This is a genomic window from Pseudarthrobacter sp. MDT1-22 (genome assembly GCF_054511035.1).
In genome coordinates this window covers 143,897-163,274 of sequence record NZ_JBTNDK010000003.1, presented here as the reverse complement: position 1 = coordinate 163,274, position 19,378 = coordinate 143,897, and the positions used below count along the sequence as shown (strand labels likewise).

The following is a 19,378-nucleotide window of genomic DNA, read 5'->3' as shown; positions in this document are numbered from 1 at the left end:
CTTAACGAAACGAAACCCCGGTCATCGTGAGCAACGATGATCACGAAAACAGGAGAGCAGGGACTGCAGATGGCCGAATTGACCATCAACGCCGACGACGTCCGTAATGCGTTGAACGAGTTCGCGGCGTCCTACGAACCCGGAAACGCTGAGCGCGTAGAGGTTGGCCGTGTAACAACCGCAGGTGACGGCATCGCCCGTGTTGAGGGCCTTCCCTCGGTCATGGCGAACGAGCTGCTTCGCTTTGAAGACGGCACACTGGGCCTGGCCCAGAACCTTGACGTCCGCGAGATCGGTGTCATCGTACTCGGTGACTTCACCGGAATCGAAGAAGGCCAGGAAGTCCACCGCACGGGTCAGGTTCTGTCCGTACCGGTAGGCGACGCCTTCCTCGGCCGCGTGGTTGACCCCTTGGGCCAGCCCATCGACGACCTCGGCGAAATCAAGGCCGAAACCACCCGTGCACTGGAACTCCAGGCGCCCGGCGTGACCCAGCGCAAGTCGGTTCACGAACCGATGCAGACCGGTCTGAAGGCTATCGACGCCATGATCCCGATCGGCCGCGGTCAGCGTCAGCTGATCATCGGTGACCGCCAGACCGGCAAGTCGGCTATCGCCATCGACACCATCATCAACCAGAAGGCCAACTGGGCTTCCGGCGATGTGACCAAGCAGGTGCGTTGCATCTATGTGGCAATCGGTCAGAAGGCATCCACCATCGCGGCTGTCCGTCAGACCCTCGAGGACAACGGCGCACTGGAGTACACCACCATTGTGGCTTCCCCCGCGTCTGACCCGGCAGGCTTCAAGTACTTGGCACCGTACGCCGGTTCGGCCATCGGCCAGCACTGGATGTACGGCGGCAAGCACGTCCTCATCGTGTTCGATGACCTCTCCAAGCAGGCCGAGGCCTACCGTGCAGTTTCACTGCTGCTGCGCCGCCCGCCGGGACGCGAAGCCTACCCGGGCGACGTCTTCTACTTGCACTCCCGCCTGCTGGAGCGTTGTGCCAAGCTCTCCGACGAGCTCGGTGCCGGCTCGATGACCGGCCTGCCGCTCATCGAAACCAAGGCAAACGACGTCTCTGCCTACATCCCGACCAACGTGATCTCCATTACCGATGGCCAGATCTTCCTGCAGTCGGACCTCTTCAACGGCAACCAGCGTCCGGCCGTCGACGTGGGTGTCTCTGTGTCCCGCGTGGGTGGTGCTGCGCAGGTCAAGTCCATGAAGAAGGTCTCCGGTACTTTGAAGCTGGAACTGGCCCAGTACCGCGACATGCAGGCTTTCGCCATGTTCGCATCGGACCTCGATGCCGCATCGCGCCAGCAGCTGACCCGCGGCGCCCGCCTGATGGAACTGCTCAAGCAGGGCCAGTACTCACCGTTCCCGATCGAGAACCAGGTTGTGTCCATCTGGGCAGGTACCAACGGCCACCTCGACGAGGTTCCGGTTGAGGACATCAACCGCTTTGAGACCGAATTCCTGGAGCACCTCAAGCACAAGTCCTCCATCCTGACCACGCTGGCGCAGACCAACGTTATGGACGATGACACCGCTGAAGCACTGAAGACCGCGATTGTGGCCTTCAAAAAGGGCTTCTTCGGTGAAGGTGACAACCGCCTGGTAGGCGCCGGCCACGAGGAGCACGAAGCTATCTCGGAAGCCGATGTAGACCAGGAAAAGATCGTCAAGCAGAAGCGCTAGTTTCGCTGGCAGGGACTGTCGGAACCCCGAGGTTCCGGCAGTCCCGGCCACCGGGATCTTAGGAAAGGAAAAGTATGGGAGCCCAGATTCGGGTCTACCGCCAGAAGATCAGCTCGACCACGTCGATGCGCAAGATCTTCAAGGCGATGGAACTGATCGCTACCTCGCGCATTGGCAAGGCCCGCGCACGCGTAGCGGCTTCACTGCCTTACGCAAACGCGATTACGCGTGCCGTTTCTGCTGTTGCAAGCCAGAGCGAAATCGACCACCCGCTGGTCACCGAGCCGACGCAAATCCGCCGGGCAGCTGTTCTGGTTATCAGTGCAGACCGCGGCCTTGCAGGATCCTACTCGGCGACCGTGCTTAAGCAGGCGGTCGGTCTCACCGAGCTGCTCCACGAGGAGGGCAAAGAAGTCAAGACGTACGTGATGGGCCGCAAGGCTCAGGCGTACTTCGACTTCCGCAACCTTTCTTACGAGCGCGTGTGGACCGGCAACACTGACGCGCCGGAGTTTGGAACTGCACGTGAGGTCGGCGCGGCATTGCTCGAAGCCTTCGCTGCAGACTACGAAGAGGGCGGCGTAGACGAGATCCATGTCGTTTACACCCGCTTCAAGTCCATGGTGACGCAGGAGCCGACGGTTATCCGTCTTCTTCCGCTTGAGGTTGTCGAAGAGCAGGCGGCGTCCGATTCGGACCTCCTGCCGCTCTACGAATTCGAGCCGGAAGCGGAGCAGGTTCTTGATGCCCTGCTCCCGCGCTACATCGAGTCACGCATTTTCGCCGCCATGTTGCAGGCAGCAGCTTCGGAGCTCGCTGCCCGCCAGCGGGCAATGAAGTCCGCCGGCGACAATGCCACGGACCTCATCAAGAAGTTCACGCGTCTGCGCAACACTGCCCGCCAGGCTGAAATTACGCAGGAGCTTTCCGAGATCGTGGCCGGTGCTGACGCGTTGAACGCGTCCTAGCCTCCACGAGCCCGGATCCAGCTGTACCTGCACCAAAGTAAACTTAACCCCTACGCCATCTACTGAGTGAAGTGAGAGAGATGACTGCCACTGCTACCGAACACGTAGCCGCGACGACCGGTGCTACCGGCCGTATTGCACGTGTTATTGGCCCGGTTGTCGACGTCGAATTCCCGGCTGACGCAATCCCCTCGATTTACAACGCCCTCACCACGGAGATTACCCTCAACGGTGAGACCAAGACGATCACGTTCGAGGTTGCCCTGCACCTCGGCGATAACGTCATTCGCGCCATCTCCCTGCAGGCAACCGACGGCCTGGTCCGCGGTACCGCTGTCGTGGACACCGGAGCCCCCATTTCCGTGCCGGTCGGCGACGTCGTCAAGGGACACATCTTCAACGTCCTCGGCCAGCCGCTTGACGTGGCTGAGTCGGAACTCGAGATCACCGAGCGCTGGCCCATCCACCGCAAGGCTCCGGCCTTCGCGACGCTTGAGGGTTCCACCGAGATGATGGAAACCGGCATCAAGGTCATTGACCTTCTCACCCCGTACATCAAGGGTGGAAAGATCGGCCTCTTCGGTGGCGCCGGCGTGGGCAAGACGGTTCTGATCCAGGAAATGATCACCCGTGTGGCCCGCAACTTCGGTGGTACCTCGGTATTCGCCGGTGTCGGCGAGCGTACCCGTGAAGGTAACGACCTCTGGGTTGAAATGGAAGAGGCTGGCGTCCTGAAGGACACCGCCCTTGTATTCGGCCAGATGGATGAGCCGCCGGGAACGCGTCTGCGTGTTGCACTGTCCGCTCTGACCATGGCGGAATACTTCCGCGATGTGCAGAACCAGGACGTGCTGCTCTTCATCGACAACATCTTCCGCTTCACCCAGGCAGGCTCCGAGGTTTCCACCCTCCTCGGCCGTATGCCTTCGGCCGTGGGCTACCAGCCCAACCTGGCAGACGAGATGGGTCTCCTCCAGGAGCGCATCACGTCCACCAAGGGCCACTCGATCACCTCGATGCAGGCCATCTACGTCCCCGCAGATGACTACACCGACCCGGCCCCGGCCACGACCTTCGCACACCTCGACGCAACCACGGAACTTTCCCGTGAAATTGCTTCCCGTGGTCTGTACCCGGCCGTTGACCCGCTGACGTCGACGTCCCGCATCCTGGACCCGCAGTACATCGGTCAGGACCACTACACCACGGCTGTCCGTGTGAAGCAGATCCTGCAGAAGAACAAGGAACTCCAGGACATCATCGCCATCCTCGGCGTTGACGAACTGTCGGAAGAGGACAAGATCGTCGTGTCGCGTGCACGCCGCATCCAGCAGTTCCTCTCCCAGAACACCTACACCGCCAAGCAGTTCACCGGCGTCGAAGGCTCCACCGTCACCATCAAGGACACGGTTGAAGGCTTCACCGCTATCTGCGACGGCGACTTCGACCACGTAGCCGAGCAGGCGTTCTTCAACGTCGGCGGCCTGGACGATGTCGAGCGCCAGTGGGCCAAGATCCAGGAACAGACCAAGTAGTATGGCTGAGCTTGAGGTTGAGATTGTCGCAGCGGATCACTTCGTGTGGTCTGGAGCGGCCAAGATGGTCAAGGCCCGCACCAGCGATGGTGAAATCGGAATCCTGCCCGGCCACTCGCCCCTGCTGGCGATCCTGGCCGAAGGTGAACTGGCCATCGAGCCGGTTTCCGGGAACCGCATTGCCGTGGCTGTTGACGGCGGATTCTTCTCCGTCGACAACAACCGCGTGGTGATTGTTGCTGACAACGCCCAACTGGGTGACGCGGCTACTGCTGGGATCCGCTAGCACGACCTTGATGGACGCTCCGACTTTTACGTTCATCTCCTTGGCAATCGTTTTCGGATTGCTGATTTTCGCACTGGGCCTTTCGGGGGTGCGCCGCTTCAATCTGCGGCGCGCCCTTGGCACAGTGGACGCCTCCATTTGCGTTGCTGGAAACAGCTGGCAGATGGGGGTTTGTCGTTATCAGGATAACGACCTTGAATGGTTCCGCCTGCTGTCACTGAGTGTGCGTCCCAAACATAAGTTCAAGCGCAGCTCCCTGGAGCTGCTGGGCCGCCGCAAGCCCACCGAGGCCGAGGCCGTGAAGGTCCAGCCCGACGTCGTGATTGTTGAACTGCGGTACGAAGGCCAGGATTTGCGGCTGGCCATGAAATTCGATGCGTACGCGGGGCTGTCCTCCTGGCTGGAAGCCGGGCCGGTCATCGGCGTGGGTACCTGGCGCTAGCCACGTGGACTGGATTGCTGATATCCGGTTGACCGACGGACCGGTGTACTGGGCCGCCTGGGTCCTTGGTGCCGCCGCGGCTCTGTCCCTGATCTGGCCTCCGCGCGCCCTTGGCCGCCGCCGCTGGTTCCTCAGTGTTGCCGCCACTGTTGCCGCCGCCGCCGCCGTGGTGCTCCTGGTCCATTGGATCCTTATCTATTGGGCCTCTGCCTTCCCCGAAGAACTGCCGTTCGACGTCTTGGCCTGGGTGTTCCCGGCCGTGGCCGCCCTCCTGCTGGTGTTGCTCCGGCTCCCCACGGCGTCGTGGCGCCGCCGTGCGCTCGATGTGCTCGCCCTCCTGGCCGTAGTGTTGCTGGCTGCGGTTCAGATCAACGCGTATTTCGGCCTCAACCGGACAGTTGCGGACCTGACAGGAACGGCGCTGAGCCGCATCCCGGCCCTGGAACAGGAGCTGATGCGCCAGCCGGACAGCCCTGCCACGCCCCTGGACGGATGGAAACCCTCCAATGAGATCCCTGCCGACGGCGTTGTTCGCACCGCATCCATTCCAGGAACGTCCTCGGGTCTCCAGGCACGCGACTCGTACATCTACCTGCCACCGGCCTACTTTGCTTCGAATCGTCCCAGCCTTCCGGTCCTGGTTCTGGTCCCCGGCCAGCCCGGCGGCCCTGCCGACTGGTTGACCGGCGGGTCGCTCCCGGCACGCATGGACACTTTCGCCGCCCGGCATGGGGGAGCGGCGCCTGTTGTTGTGGTGGTTGATCCCAACGGCAACCAGTCAGCGAACAATCTCTGCATGGACAGCGCCATCGCCAAGGCAGACACTTACCTCTCTGTCGATGTGCCGGCATGGATCTCGGGAACGTTGGACGTGGACTCCGACCACCGGCGATGGGCCATCGGCGGTTTCAGTTTTGGTGCCACCTGCGCAGTTCAGATGGCCACCCGCCACCCGGAGCTGTACGCGGGTGTTCTCGCCTTTTCCAGCGAGAGCGAGCCTGCGCTGGCCAAGGAACGCCAGAAAACGGTTGATGCGGCCTTTCACGGCGACACCGCTGCCTTTGATGCCCAGGTACCGCTGACGCTGTTGAAGGAGCGCAAATATCCTGGCAGCGTGGCGTATTTCGCGGCCGGGGCCACCGATCCGGAGTTCGTGGCAAATCTGCGGACCCTTGAGGCGGAGGCCCGAGGGGCAGGTTTCACCGTGGGCTCGGACGTGGTGGCTCACACCGGCCATTCGTGGGACGTGCTGACTCCCGGCATGGACAACGGGCTTGAGCTGCTGGCCGCACACTGGGGGTGGACCAAATGAGGGAAGCTGGCGAAATCCGTGCGCCGGCCCTGCTCTGGTCAACAGTCGTGCTTCCGGCTGTCCGAAGAATGTGGGGCTACCTGCGGTCGGTGCCACTGACCCTCAGTATCCTCGGGATTTTCCTGTTGGTCGGGGCGGCAACCGGCAGCTTCCTCAGCGGGCCGCCGGAGGAGCTTCTATCCCTCGCAGGCGTCAGCGCCCCGGGTCTGAAGGCCGGCAACTGGTGGTCCCTGGTGACGTCGCTGTTCTTTGCCACCAACCCCCTGGCCTATCTGGTGGCGTCCCTGATGATCCTGCTGCTGCTGGGCCTGGCCGAGAAGAACCTCGGGTCCCTTCAGACGGTAGCGTTTTTCCTCGGTGGCCAGTTTGCTGCTGTCACAGTCTTCCTGCTCCTGACCCAGTTGGCGAGGTACGCGGGAGACGGCTGGCTGGGGCTGATGGCGGACAGCAGCCTGATCGGGCCCTACGCCGCTGTCCTGGCGTCTTCGCTCGCCGCGAGCGGCAGGATTCCTGTTCTGTGGCGGCGGCGGTTGCGGACGGCGCTGCTCTCGGTGTCACTCCTGCTGGTTCTGTACGTGGGGCATGCCGAGACCGTCATCGGCCTGGTTGGTGCAGCGGTGGGTCTCGCAGCCAGCTGGTGGAACCAGAGCGACCACGGCCAGCTTCATCCGCCCCGCTCGAGCGGGAGGGAAACCAGGAACCTGCTGGCCCTGACGGTGGCCGTGTTCGCCGTGGGCCCTATTCTTACCGCCGTTGCCCGGACGCCCACCGGCCCGCTGGCGCTGCTGCGGGATGTTGTGCTGAACCCCATTCCGACACTGGGCCAGCTCGAAGCAAACTGTGGAGCAACAGTGGTGGCATCCTGCCTGGAGGTGGGGCGGACGGGCTTCGCCGGACCCTTTGGCCTCGCCCTGGCAGTAGTGCCGGTGGTTCTGCTCCTCATCTGTGCTGACGGAATGCGCCGCGGCCGCCGCATGGCACTGCGCATCACATTGGCCCTTCAGCTGGCCGTCACGGCGATGGCCGCCGTCTACCTGGCCCTGTTCGCGCTGATCCCGCACTATCCCGCGCGGCCGCACACAGCCGCCATGGGTTCAGGTTTTGCCCACATCCTGCCTTTGGTGATCGTCCCACTGCTGCTGGCGGTCCTGCTCTGGGCTAACCGCCGCCAGTTCCGCGTCGAGACGATCCCTGCCGCCCGCCGTCGGCTCCTGGCGGTGGTCGGTGGCGTCTGGCTCCTCCTGGCCGCGAGCTACGCCCTGGCCTGGTTTGCCGCTGGGGGAATGACGCGCGACGGCGGCCTGCTGGGCTTGCTGGCCGAACTGTCCAGGCAGTATCTGCCGGTCCCACTGCCGAATCTCTACCACCGGGTGTTTGCTGAACGGAACGGCCTTGAGTCCCTGATCTTTGGATACTCCGGACCGGTCTTCTGGCTGGTTGCCCTGGCCGGCGTCTGGTCCGTGCTCCTGGGCCGGCATCATGGCAGCGATTCGGGCCACGACGACAGGGCCGCCGCGCGGAAGCTGTTGCACGAGGGCGGCGATTCACTGTCGTGGATGGCCCTCTGGGAGCCCAACCGGTACTGGTTCAGCCCGGATGCACGCGGCGCCGTCGCCTACCAGCTGCACGGCAGTGTTGCCCTGACGCTGGCCGGTCCCTTCGGTGCGGCAGACTCCCGTCAGCGGACTGCCGAAGGGTTTCTTTCCTACTGCGGCAACCGCGCGCTCATCCCGGCCTTCTACTCGTGCGATGACACGCTGTGGCCCCTGCTGCGGGACCGGGGCTTCCAGCGCGTGTCGGTAGCGCAGGAGACCAGGCTGTCCGTCCGGCAACTTGAATTCACGGGCAAGGAATGGCAGAACGTCAGGACTGCCCGCAACCGCGCCGCCAAGATGGGCGTCAAAGCCGTCTGGGGCACGTACCACGGGCTTCCGTCCGCCCTGCGTGCCCGGCTCAGCGAAGTGTCGGAGGAATGGGCGGCAGGAAAATCAGTTCCGGAAATGGGATTCACGCTGGGCGGCATGGATGAGCTGATGGACGACGAAGTGCTCTGCTGCCTGGCCGTGGACGGCGACGGCCACGTGCACGGGGTCACGAGCTGGTTGCCCGTTTACGACGGCGGGACGCTGGTCAGCCGCACTCTGGACGTTATGCGCCGGGGCGCTGACGGATTCCCCGGGGTGATGGAGTTCCTCATTGCTTCGGCGGTCCTGGAGTTGCGCGAATCCGTGGAGGTGATCTCGCTCTCCGGGTCCCCGCTCGCCAGCCGGCCCGGCGACGAAACGCCGGGGGAGCCGGTGCCGGCAGAGAACCTCGTCCGCATCCTCGATGTGGTGGGCCACGCCCTCGAACCGGTCTACGGATTCCGGTCCCTGGCGGCTTTCAAATCACGCTTCAAACCCGAGTACCGGACGCTTTACCTGTACTACCAGGATCCGCTGCAGTTGCCGGCGATCGGACGGGCGCTCACCCGGGCCTATTTGCCCGGCCTTTCGCTGCGGCAGGGGGCACGGCTGGTCCGGGGCCTGGTGGGCCAGGGAAGCTGATCCTCACAGCGGCCCGAACGATTTGCGACTGGAAAGTCACGGTGGACAAAGACATTGCGGACAAAGAAAAGATCCCCGGCACGGATGCCGGGGATCTTTTCTTCGCTGGAGGCCACACAGATGGCGGCCGCCGGGCGGGGGACTAGACCAGCGTTACGCCGGTAGCCTGGGGGCCCTTGGCACCCTGACCGATTTCGAACTGAACGCGCTGGTTCTCGTCGAGGGTCTTGAAGCCACCGGTCTGGATTTCCGAGTAGTGAACGAAGACATCGCCGTCGGAGTCATCCGGGGTGATGAAGCCGAAGCCCTTTTCAGCGTTGAACCACTTGACGGTTCCCTGTGCCATTTATTTCTCCTCATTATGGAACTTGTCTAAGTCCGGCACACCTCGTGCCGGACTCGGTCACTCCGCGAGAAGAATCCTTCAATGCCGTTCCTGGGAACCTGCGCTGCAGGAGCTTCGCGCTCGCAACATGTCTTGCGAGCATGAAAAACACCTACACAAAGACTGGTCTAAGAATTTCACGCCGATTCCGTCAGGTCAACGGTCTTAACGGCCAATACGGCAAATTTTGCGGTATAAAACGGATGAATCCCCTTGTCAGGGGGTCGAAGGCGTCATCGGTGCGGATATCCGGCGTCAGAAAAGCGGAACTCGGCGTCAGAAAAGCGGATTGCGGGCCCTCAGAAAAGCCGGGAGTCACTGTCGTCCACACCGCGCATGGCGTCGTAGTCCAGCGTGATGCAGTCGATGCCGCGGTCGTTGGCCAGCACCTTGGCCTGCGGCTTGATCTGCTGGGCAGCGAAGATGCCGCGGACCGGGGCCAGCAGCGGATCGCGGTTCAGGAGTTCAAGGTAGCGGGTGAGCTGCTCCACGCCGTCAATGTCGCCCCGCCGCTTCAGCTCGATGGCCACCGTGGCCCCGCTGGCGTCGCGGGCCAGGATGTCCACCGGGCCGATGGCGGTGAAGTATTCGCGGCGAATGAGCGAAAAACCTGAGCCCAGGGTCTCGATCTGATCGGCAAGCAGGCGCTGGAGGTCGGCTTCGACGCCGTCCTTGATGAGACCGGGGTCCACCCCAAGGTCGTGGGCGCTCTCGTGCAGCTGCTCGTGGATGTTGATGATCAGGCGGTCATCGGTCTTGGCGGACTGGACGGTCCACTGTTCCGTGACGCCAAGCTCCAGGTCAATGTCCTCCGGCGAGGACACCCGCAGGGTGGCGGGCGGGCTCATCCAGTTCAGCGGCTTATAGGAGCCGCCGTCGGAATGAACCAGCACCGAGCCGTCGGCCTTGACCAGCAGGAGCCTGGTGGCAAGGGGGAGATGGGCTTTGAGCCGGCCAACATAATCAACTGAACATCGGGCTATGACAAGTCGCACGCCGTACACACTACCGGGGCTGGGGGAGAATGGAGGCATGCCGCGTTCCAACCGTCCCCGCCGCCCTGCCTCCGGAAAGCCGGGCGTAGCTGGCGGAAAGCCTGCCGGCAAGAAGGGCAACGGCGACGTTCCGGAGTTGGATTTGGAGCGGGCGCGGGCTGGAATCGCCCGCCGGGAAAGCGCGCCCGACGGCGAGTGGACGGTCAGGACCATGACCGCCAGGAACGCGGAAAAGACCTACATTTGCCCCGGCTGTTCCACCGCTGTGGTCCCCGGCATCGCCCACCTGGTGGTCTGGAAGGACGATCACATATTCGGTGCGGCCGCAGGCCTGGCTGAGCGCCGCCACTGGCACACCAACTGCTGGCTGTCCCGGACGTACCGATACCGCTGACTCGGAATAGCCCGGGCGAACGGCTCCGCCCCGCAGAAGCCGCGTTAAGAGCCAGCGCACTGCGCCTGCGGACGCCGGGAGTCGCTAAGCTGGCAGGCATGACTTTTGATCCGGCGTCGTACGAATTCAGCCAGCCAACAGGGCCCGCACCCATCCGCGCGTCAACGGTGCTGCCGGCCCGACGCGAGAACATCGAGCTCCGCACGGAGGATGGCCACACCCTGGTGGGGGAATTGGCGCTGCCCGAGTTCGGCCAGATCACCGCGACGCTGATCACCCTGCATCCGCTTCCGACGCACGGCGGTTTTATGGACTCGCACGTGTACCGCAAGGCGTCCTACCGGCTTCCGGCCCTGGCCGGCGTGGCTGTGCTTCGTTTCAACACGCGCGGGACGGAGTCGCCGAGGGGAACCAGCGCAGGTTCCTTCGAAGAGGGGATCGGCGAGCGGCAGGACGTTGAGGCGGCGGTACGTTTCGCCGTCGAACGCCAACTGCCCAACCGCTGGCTGGTGGGCTGGTCCTTCGGCACCGAACTGGCGCTGATGTACGGTGCCGTTGAGCCGGTGGCGAGCCAGATTGAAGGTGCCGTCCTGCTGTCGCCTCCGCTGCACCGCGCCACCGACGCCCACCTGCGTCTCTGGGCGGACTCCGCCAAGCCGCTCACCGTCCTCGTGCCGGAGCATGACGACTACCTCCAGCCCGCCGCCGCCGCTGAACGTTTCAGCCTGGTGCCGCAGGCCCGGGTGGTGGGTGTCGACGGCGCCAAGCACCTTTGGGTGGGGGAGAAATACGCTTCCCGCGTGCTCAACGAAATCGTCGATGAGGTGACGGAGGCAGGCTCCGGTCCCGAAGGCCTGCCGCAGGTGTGGAACGGCCCGGTGGCCACTGCGGCTGCCTAGCGGCTGCCGCTACTAGTGCCTGTCCGCTGGTGGCTGTCCGCTGGCGCCTGTCCGCTAGTGCTTGTCCTGGCGGACGATGTAGATCTCCTTGACCAGCAGCAGGATGGCCGCCGCCGTCGGGATGGCGATCAGCGCCCCCAGGACTCCCAGCAGGCTGCCGCCGGCAATCACGGAGATCACGGCGACGGCGCCCGGCACGGCCACGGCTTTCTGCATGATGCGCGGCGAGATGAAGTAGGCCTCGAACTGGAGGTAGGCGAAGTAGCAGATGCCGTAGACGGCGGCAGTCTGCCACCCGACCGTCAAGGCGATCAGCAGGACCACGATGCCGGCGATCATGCCGCCCACCAGGGGGATGAATGCCAGCAGTGCCACCACGAAGGCCAGCAAGAGGGCGAACGGGACACCCACAATGGACATCACGATGAACGCGAACGTGGCATTGAGCAATGCCACGCAGGCCTGCCCGATCACGTAGTTGCCGACGGACCGGGTGATCTCCTCGGAGAGGGCTTCAACCCGGGCCCGGCGGGACCGCGGCGCCAGCCGGTAGCCCCACTTCTTCATGGCCGGGAGGGCTGCCAGGAAGTAGAGGCTCAGGACCAGGACGATCAATGTGCCGAAGAGACCGTTGGCCAGGGTGGAGCCGAAGCCAACCACTCCACCGAAGATCCCGCCCATCGCCTCGGGGTTGTTGACGAACTTGTCGAGTTCCTCGTTGATGCGGTCGCGCACACCAAACTGGTCATCCACGTTGCGGAAGAACTCAGAATCGATGAAGTCCCGTACCCAGGTGGGTGCCTGCACCACAATTTGGGTGACCTGTTCCACGATGGTGGGGATGAGGGTAGCGAAGAAACCTCCCACGGCCACCACCAGGACCAGGACGGCCAGGAGAATGCCGACCGGGCGGGGAATCCGGCGGTTCTCCAGCCAGCCGACCACGGGTTCCAGGCCTAGTGCAATGAACAGGGCAGCCACAATCCACAGCAGCAGCTGCGTGGTGTTGGAGCCGATCCAGTAGACCAGCAGGGCAAGGCCCACCCCTACAGTGCCCATGAAGCCCATATAGAGGGGATGTTGCATCGACATCCGGGGACCCGGGCGGCCAAACTGCGCGGCTCTCCCGCCAGTCTCGCCGTCTTCGGTGGCGGCAGGTTCTTCCGTGTGGTTGTATTCCGGCGGGATCTCAAACCGGAGCCTGGGCTGGGCGCCCGGCAGCGGCTGGCGCAGGCGCCGCACAAGCTGGCCAAGGGCCGCAGCTGCGGAGCCCCGTCGCTTCGCCGTCGCAGGCGTGTCCGGCGAGGATTCCAAAGCGCCAGCGGCCGGTTGATTTTCGTGTCCCGTGGAGGACTCTTCCGTCTTGTCAGTCACTGGATTCTGGGGCCTGTTCCGTGCGTGGCGCCGCATTTGCGGGCCGGTGTGATGATCATCGCAAACACTATCAGCAGCCTTGCCAACAGGAGCGAGGGCGCCCGCCGGGCCGTCCGGGCGCCGCCGATTCCGGACCCCGCTGGCGCCCAAACGGGGGTTCTGGTAACAAAACGGTTACTATTGAAGGTAAACCCCCGCGAATGATAGGTGTTTCCTTTGCGCTTCAAGACTGCAGTTGCACTCGTGCTGCTCGGCCTCCTGACACTTCTGGCCGGTATTGGCCAGAAGACAATCTGGGCTCCCTCCGAGACCTTTACGGCTTCCGCCCCGGCAGATGCCGCCGAGGCGCCACTGACCGTCATCGACCAGAACCTGCGCACTGCGCAGGGCGGAACGGTGAAGATCAAGATCGAAGGCGACGGCAACTTTATGCTGGCGGCCGGCCGGCCTGACGACGTGGAGGCCTGGGTGGGCCCGACGGCCCACAACACCATCACCGGGGTTTCCGAGGACAACAAATCCCTGCAGGTTGAGCACGCCGACGGCGACGCCACGGCGCCGAATCCGTCCGGATCCGACCTCTGGGTTTCCACTGAGAACGCGAGCGGTGAGCTGGAGTACTCGTGGACACCGCCCGCTGACGGCGAATGGTCACTGCTGCTGGCGTCCGATGGCACCAAGCCCGCCCCATCGTCGATCTCCATGACGTTCCCGAATGACACCTCCACCCCGTGGGCCATCCCGCTTATGGTGATTGGCGGCCTGCTGATCCTCGCCGGCATTGCCCTGCTGGTCCTGTTCGCACGCAAGCGGGACGGCGAAGGCAGCGGCACGGGAAGCCTGTTCGCCCGGCGCGCCCGGGCCAAGGCCGAGGCAAGGTCCGCCTCACGGCTCGGCATGGTGTCCGGCGGCATGGTCACCGCCGCAGTGACCGCCCTCGTTGTGGCCGGAACGGGTGTTGCTGCGAACGCTGCCACCACGCCCGCGCCGGCTCCCGAATCAGCATCGCCGGAGGCCGCCCAGGCGGCCGCGCCGGTCCTCCTGGACGCCCAGTTCCGCAGGATCCTGGAGCAGGTCTCCAGCACCGCCGACGCCGGTGACGCCGCAAAGGACGCAGCCAAGCTCGCAGAGCGCGTAGCCGGGACGGAGCTTGAGGTCCGTACGCAGAACTACAAGATCCGTTCCCAGGTGGGCACTTATGAAGCCCGGATGCCCGTCCGTTCCACCAAGCTCCTCACCACGGTGGTCACCAGCGACCGCAGCTGGCCGCGTTCAGTCCTCGCCGTTACGCAGGGTGACGGCAACGTCGTCCCGCAGCTGCTCACCCTGGTCCAGCCCTCCCCGCGGGAGAACTACAAGCTGACCGAGACCACCCCGCTGCAGCCGGGAACTACGTTCCCCGCCATCGGCCGGAACGGCACCGACACGCTGGCCGCCAACGACAAATCCGGCCTGCTGTACAGCGGCGAAGAAGCCCTGGCCGGGCTGGCCGACCGCCTGACGAATTCAGAGTCGAGCTTCAAGGACAAGCTGGTGGAGGGCGCATCCTCGCCGTACATCGCCGACACGCTCTCCTACCAGGCCGAGGTAGTCAAGTCCGGCGAAAACGGCAACTTCTCCTTCACCCACAAGGTAGTACCGGAAAGCACTGTGGTGTTCCGGACGGCCGACGGCGGGGCGCTGGTGCTGGGCCGGATCAACTTCGGCTTTGAAGGCACGCCCAAAGCCTCCGGTGACAAGCTCACCATCGGCGACGACGCCGCGGCCCTCGCCGGCGGCAAGGAAACCACCACCGGCATGGTCCTGAACTTTGCTGAATCAATGGCGGTCTACGTTCCGCCGGCAGGTTCTACGGATCCCATCAAGCTGGTGGCCGCAACGCGCGGGCTGGTAGGCGCAAGCTTCAAATAGGCCCGCAGGGTCCAGTCCCTGATGCAGTACCCCCGGCAGCGGCCGGAGTGGCTAGAGTGGAAAGCATGAGTTCGCCAGCTTCCCGCCCAGTCCCTCCAGCCGCTGCCAGCCTGCTTAACCTGCGTGGCGCCGTCGACCTTTCATCCCTGAAACAGGGCCAGGCGCCTCCTGCGGCTCCCGGCAATCCGCCTGTTTCCGGGGATTCGGGTGCCAGCGCAGAAGCGGGTGCGGTAACGCCCGACGACGGCGCGGCACCGCTGCGGGTCACTGTCACCGAAGGCAATTTCCAGGAACTCGTGGAGCTTTCCGCCCAGGTTCCGGTGGTCTTCGCGCTATGGGCCGCGTACTCGCCGGAATCCGCCGCGATGCTCGACTCGCTGGAGCGGGTCATCAACAGCTACGGCGGCCGCCTGGTCTTGGGGGCGGCGGACATCGAAGCCTTCCCGCAGCTGGCACAGGCCTTCCAGGTCCAGGCCGTCCCCACGGCCGTCGCCGTCCTCAAGGGCCAGCCCGTACCGCTCTTCCAAGGCGGTGCCGAGGAATCCCAGATCCGCCCCCTCCTGGATGAACTGCTGAATGTCGCGGCGGCCAATGGGGTTACGGGCAGCCTCGGCGGGGGCAGTGCGCCCATGGAGACTGAACCAGCACCTCTTCCGCCGCTGCACCAGGCCGCGTTCGACGCCATTGAGGCGGGCGACTATGAGGCCGCCGCCGTGGCCTACCGGCAGGCCCTGCTGGAAATGCCCGCCGACGCCGAGGCCAAGGCCGGCCTGGCCCAGGTGGAGCTGATGGCCCGGCTCCAGCCGCTCTCCGCCGAGGACTCGGAAGCCTTGCGTACCCTCGCCGCCAACGAACCTGACAATCTGGCCGCCCAGCTGGGCGTGGCGGACCTGGACGTGTCCGGCGGTCACGTGGAGGACGCGCTGAACCGCGTGGTCAGCTTCATCGGCCGGAACTTCGGCCCGGAACGGGAGACAGCCCGCGTACGCCTCCTGGAACTCTTCGACGTGGTGGGCACGTCCGACCCCCGTGTTGCCAAGGCACGCCAAGGACTCGCCAGGGTCCTGTTCTAGTGCCGGCCCTGTTCCAGCCGCTCAAGCTCCGCTCCCTGGAGCTCACGCACCGCGGCTGGGTATCACCCATGTGCCAGTACAGCTGCGGTCCCGACGGCGCCCCGGGGGTTCCGAACGACTGGCACCTGATGCATCTGGGCTCCTTTGCCGCGGGCGGCGCGGCGTTGATCCTCACCGAGGCGGCCGCTGTGAACGCGGCCGGCAGGATCAGCCCCCGCGACACCGGGCTGTACAACGACGAACAGGCCGAGGCCTGGCAGCGGATCACGTCCTTTGTGCACCGGCACGGTGCCGCGGAAGCGAAGATCGGCGCCCAGCTTGCCCACGCCGGCCGGAAAGCGTCCGCCTACTGGCCGTTCGCCGGGCAGCGGGGGAGCGTCCCGGAGTCCGACGGCGGCTGGCCCACGGTGGGGCCGTCACGGCTTGCCTTCGACGGCTTTGCCGAACCCGCCGCGATGACCGAGGCGCAGATCCAGGACATCATTTCCGACTTCGCGGCCGGCGCCGTGCGTGCCGTGGACGCCGGCTTCGACACCGTGGAGATCCATGGCGCGCACGGCTACCTCCTGCACCAGTTCCAAAGCCCGCTGATCAATACGCGGACCGATTCCTGGGGCGGGGACGAGGCCGGACGGAACCGGCTGATGCTCGCCGTCGTTGATGCCGTCCGCAACGTCATCCCCGAATCCATGCCCCTGCTGCTGCGGATTTCAGCCACCGACTGGGCGCCGGGCGGCGTCGATGTCCAGGCTTCGGTCCGGCTGGCCGCCCAGGCGGCGGAGCACGGAGTGGACCTCATCGACGTCTCCAGCGGCGGGGCCGTGGCCCACCAGGACATCAGTCCGGGTCCGGGCTACCAGACGGAGTTCTCCGCACGCATCCGCCGCGAAGCGGGGGTCCCCACAGGCACCGTGGGCCTGCTGACTTCCGCAGGCCAGGCCGAGCATGCCGTGGCCACCGGGCAGGCCGACGGCGTGCTTATTGCCCGGGCCGCGCTCCGGGATCCGCACTGGTGGCTCCGTGCGGCGTTTGAACTGGGGCACGACCTCCCCTGGGCACCGCAGTACGAACGGGCCATGCCGCGGCATTCGTTCTAGGGTTCCCTACGCCTTTGCACTACTCCCGCGGGAGGACCCCTTCGGCAGGGCCCTGGGTCTAGGCTGGCATCATGACTGCTGCGCATCCTGATCCCCACTCTGATCCGGTGGTGCACGCGGGGCCCGTTCCGGCCTTGTCCATCCGCGGCCTCGCCAAGCGTTTCGGCGGAAAAATCGCCGTGGACGGCATCAGCCTCGACGTCCCGGCAGGCTCATTCTTTGGCATCGTGGGGCCCAACGGCGCCGGCAAGACCACCACGCTGTCCATGGCCACCGGCCTGCTGCGGCCCGACTTCGGGACAGCCGTTGTCCATGGGGTGGACGTCTGGGCCCGGCCGCTGGAGGCCAAGAAGCTGATGGGCATCCTCCCTGACGGTGTCCGCCTCTTTGACCGGCTCACCGGCGAACAGCTGGTCACGTACGCGGGGCTGCTGCGTGGCATGGACAAAGACGTGGTGGCCTCCCGTGTGGGGGAGCTGTTGTCCGCCCTGGACCTCTACGAGGACGCCGGGACGCTCGTGGTGGACTATTCGGCCGGCATGACAAAAAAGATCGCCCTCGCCTCGGCCCTGATCCACGCCCCGCGGCTGCTGGTGCTCGATGAACCCTTCGAGTCCGTGGATCCCGTCTCGGCGGCCAACATCCGGTCCATCCTGGACAGTTATGTAGCCGCCGGCGGGACGGTGATCGTCTCGAGCCACGTTATGGACCTGGTCCAGCGCATGTGCGACCACGTCGCCGTGGTGGCGGCCGGAAGGCTCCTCGCCACCGGGACCGTGGACGAAGTCCGCGCCGGGGCAACGCTGGAAGAAAGGTTTGTCCAGCTGGTCGGCGGACGCAACCACACGGAAGGCCTGGAATGGTTGCGCACCTCCTAAGGCTCAAACTGACCCTGCTGCGGAACGGCCTTCGCCGCAGCCCTTGGCAGCTCGTCGGCCTGGCGTTCGGCGGTCTCTATGCCTTGGGGCTGGTGGGACTAGTGGTCGTGGCACTGGTCCTGCTGCGCACTGTAGACCCCGAACTGGCCCGGACGGTTGTGGTGCTTGGTGGTTCAGCGGCCCTCCTGGGCTGGGGCCTCATTCCGGTGGTCGCGTCCGCCGCGGACCTGACCCTGGACCCTGCCCGCTTCACCACCTCCGCCATCCCCATGCGCCAACTGCTCACGGGGCTGGCCCTCGGTGGGCTGATCGGCATCCCCGGCCTGGCCACGGCGCTCGCAGCGCTCGCCACCGTGTGGACCTGGGCCCGTGGCCCCCTTCCCGCGGTTGCCGCACTGGTGGGCGCCGCCGTCGGCGTTCTGACATGTATTGTCCTGTCCAAAGTGGTCACCACCGCCACCGCCAGCCTGGCGTCGTCGCGCCGGTTCAAGGATGTCAGCGCCATCGCATTTATGGTCCCGCTGGTCCTGATGGGCCCGATCGTCGCTGGCGTGGGCAGGGGCATCACCGCCTCGACGGGTTTCCTGCCGGAGCTGGCTGCCACCTTGTCCTGGACGCCACTTGGTGCCGCGTGGTCCCTCGGTGGTGATGTTGCGGTTGGCCGCCCGGGAGCGGCCGCACTGAAACTCGTGATCGCCGCTGCAACCCTCGCAGTCCTGTCCTGGTGCTGGAAACTGCTCCTTGAACGGGCCCTGGTCAACCCGCCCTACGCCGGCAGCGGGAGCCGCAAGGGTGGCAAACTGGGGCTGTTCGACCTGCTGCCGGCCACACCGGCCGGTGCAATAACAGCGCGCGCGCTGACGTACTGGCTGCGCGATCCCCGCTATTCCGGTTCCCTGGTGGTGGTCCCGCTGCTCCCCATCCTGCTGGTGTTCCAGGGCAGCCAGTCCGGTGACTACGGAGTACTGGCGGTGGCTGCACCGCTGGCTGCCTTCCTGCTGGCCTGGTCCATCTCAGCGGACGTCTCCTATGACAACACGGCATTCGCGCTGCATGTGGCCACGGGCGTCCGCGGTGTGGACGACCGGCTGGGCAGGGCGTTGGCCTGCCTGGCTTTTGCCCTGCCCGTGGTGCTGATCTTTGCAGTGGGCCAGTACTTCTTTACCGGCAGCTGGTCGGAACTGCCCGGCCAGTTGGGCTTGAGCCTGGGCATCCTGTTCACCGGGCTTGGCTTGTCGTCCGTGGTGTCGGCACGCTACACGGTGGCCGTCCCGTTGCCCGGGGACAGCCCGTTCAAGAAGCCCCCGGGCAATGTAGGGCAGACCCTGGTGGTGCAGTTTGCCGGCATGGGCGTCCTGAGCCTGCTGGTCCTGCCTGAGGTGGGCCTGCTCATCGCGCAGCTGGTCACGGGGAATGCCATGTTCGGGTGGGCCAACCTGGCCGTCGGCCTGATGCTGGGACTGGCGCTGTTTGGGGCGGGCATTCGGCTGGGTGGAAAGTGGCTTGATGCCCGCGGACCCGAACTGCTGGCCCAACTGACCGTCAACCGTTGATTCCGTAAAAGACCAGAAGGGCG

17 protein-coding genes are annotated in these 19,378 nt (G+C 65.1%); 14 read left to right on the top strand and 3 right to left on the bottom strand.

The window, feature by feature from the left end; translation table 11 throughout:
* Positions 1-69: 69 nt before the first annotated feature.
* From atpA to ACX80M_RS04090, 7 genes are all read left to right on the top strand, one after another.
* Entirely contained in the window at positions 70-1,707 is a 1,638-nt protein-coding gene (gene atpA / locus ACX80M_RS04120) for a F0F1 ATP synthase subunit alpha (protein WP_459309079.1), read from the top strand.
* 74 nt (positions 1,708-1,781) lie between these two features.
* On the top strand, positions 1,782-2,675 hold the full coding sequence (locus ACX80M_RS04115; RefSeq protein WP_459308964.1) for a F0F1 ATP synthase subunit gamma: 894 nt from the start codon (positions 1,782-1,784) through the stop codon (positions 2,673-2,675).
* Between the two features lie 80 nt (positions 2,676-2,755).
* Positions 2,756-4,210 (top strand): F0F1 ATP synthase subunit beta, encoded by a 1,455-nt coding sequence (atpD, locus tag ACX80M_RS04110; RefSeq protein ID WP_252600085.1) that lies wholly within the window; start codon positions 2,756-2,758, stop codon positions 4,208-4,210.
* A gap of 1 nt (position 4,211) precedes the next feature.
* On the top strand, positions 4,212-4,496 hold the full coding sequence (locus ACX80M_RS04105) for a F0F1 ATP synthase subunit epsilon (protein ID WP_056349400.1): 285 nt from the start codon (positions 4,212-4,214) through the stop codon (positions 4,494-4,496).
* Positions 4,497-4,506: 10 nt separating this feature from the next.
* Positions 4,507-4,938: a DUF2550 domain-containing protein gene (locus ACX80M_RS04100; RefSeq protein WP_252600084.1), complete on the top strand. Its 432-nt coding sequence runs from the start codon at positions 4,507-4,509 to the stop codon at positions 4,936-4,938.
* Between the two features lie 4 nt (positions 4,939-4,942).
* Positions 4,943-6,250: an alpha/beta hydrolase gene (locus ACX80M_RS04095; RefSeq protein ID WP_459308961.1), complete on the top strand. Its 1,308-nt coding sequence runs from the start codon at positions 4,943-4,945 to the stop codon at positions 6,248-6,250.
* Positions 6,247-8,796: a bifunctional lysylphosphatidylglycerol flippase/synthetase MprF gene (locus tag ACX80M_RS04090; RefSeq protein ID WP_459308959.1), complete on the top strand. Its 2,550-nt coding sequence runs from the start codon at positions 6,247-6,249 to the stop codon at positions 8,794-8,796. The genes ACX80M_RS04095 and ACX80M_RS04090 overlap by 4 nt, the downstream gene beginning before the upstream one ends.
* 142 nt (positions 8,797-8,938) lie before the next feature.
* Here ACX80M_RS04090 and ACX80M_RS04085 read toward each other — a convergent pair whose 3' ends face one another.
* Together ACX80M_RS04085 and nucS are read right to left on the bottom strand one after the other, a co-directional pair.
* Entirely contained in the window at positions 8,939-9,142 is a 204-nt protein-coding gene (locus tag ACX80M_RS04085; protein WP_011692441.1) for a cold-shock protein, read from the bottom strand.
* A 338-nt stretch (positions 9,143-9,480) separates the two neighbouring features.
* Positions 9,481-10,176, bottom strand: a complete 696-nt coding sequence (gene nucS, locus ACX80M_RS04080) for an endonuclease NucS (protein WP_104061289.1) — start codon at positions 10,174-10,176, stop codon at positions 9,481-9,483.
* A 37-nt stretch (positions 10,177-10,213) separates the two neighbouring features.
* Between nucS and ACX80M_RS04075 the strand changes: the two genes are divergently transcribed.
* Positions 10,214-10,570 carry an ATP/GTP-binding protein gene (locus ACX80M_RS04075; protein WP_252600081.1) on the top strand — a complete coding sequence of 119 codons (357 nt, stop codon included), beginning with the start codon at positions 10,214-10,216 and terminating at the stop codon, positions 10,568-10,570.
* A gap of 98 nt (positions 10,571-10,668) precedes the next feature.
* Positions 10,669-11,469, top strand: a complete 801-nt coding sequence (locus ACX80M_RS04070) for an alpha/beta hydrolase (RefSeq protein WP_459308955.1) — start codon at positions 10,669-10,671, stop codon at positions 11,467-11,469.
* Positions 11,470-11,523: 54 nt separating this feature from the next.
* Here ACX80M_RS04070 and ACX80M_RS04065 read toward each other — a convergent pair whose 3' ends face one another.
* Positions 11,524-12,843, bottom strand: a complete 1,320-nt coding sequence (locus ACX80M_RS04065) for an AI-2E family transporter (RefSeq protein ID WP_252613442.1) — start codon at positions 12,841-12,843, stop codon at positions 11,524-11,526.
* 216 nt (positions 12,844-13,059) lie between these two features.
* Here ACX80M_RS04065 and ACX80M_RS04060 point away from each other — a divergent pair, with 216 nt between their 5' ends.
* The 5 genes from ACX80M_RS04060 (at position 13,060) to ACX80M_RS04040 (ending at position 19,355) form a co-directional block, all read left to right on the top strand.
* The gene (locus ACX80M_RS04060) at positions 13,060-14,754 is read left to right on the top strand and encodes a hypothetical protein (protein WP_252613444.1); all 1,695 of its coding nucleotides are present in this window, start codon (positions 13,060-13,062) and stop codon (positions 14,752-14,754) included.
* A gap of 65 nt (positions 14,755-14,819) precedes the next feature.
* Positions 14,820-15,827: a tetratricopeptide repeat protein gene (locus tag ACX80M_RS04055; protein ID WP_459308953.1), complete on the top strand. Its 1,008-nt coding sequence runs from the start codon at positions 14,820-14,822 to the stop codon at positions 15,825-15,827.
* Positions 15,827-16,924, top strand: coding sequence for an NADH:flavin oxidoreductase/NADH oxidase (locus ACX80M_RS04050; protein ID WP_252600076.1), 1,098 nt, complete (start codon positions 15,827-15,829; stop codon positions 16,922-16,924). Before ACX80M_RS04055 ends, ACX80M_RS04050 begins: the two co-directional genes overlap by 1 nt.
* A gap of 71 nt (positions 16,925-16,995) precedes the next feature.
* On the top strand, positions 16,996-17,802 hold the full coding sequence (locus ACX80M_RS04045; RefSeq protein WP_252600075.1) for an ABC transporter ATP-binding protein: 807 nt from the start codon (positions 16,996-16,998) through the stop codon (positions 17,800-17,802).
* Positions 17,784-19,355, top strand: a complete 1,572-nt coding sequence (locus ACX80M_RS04040) for a transporter (protein ID WP_459308950.1) — start codon at positions 17,784-17,786, stop codon at positions 19,353-19,355. The genes ACX80M_RS04045 and ACX80M_RS04040 overlap by 19 nt, the downstream gene beginning before the upstream one ends.
* Positions 19,356-19,378: the final 23 nt, after the last annotated feature.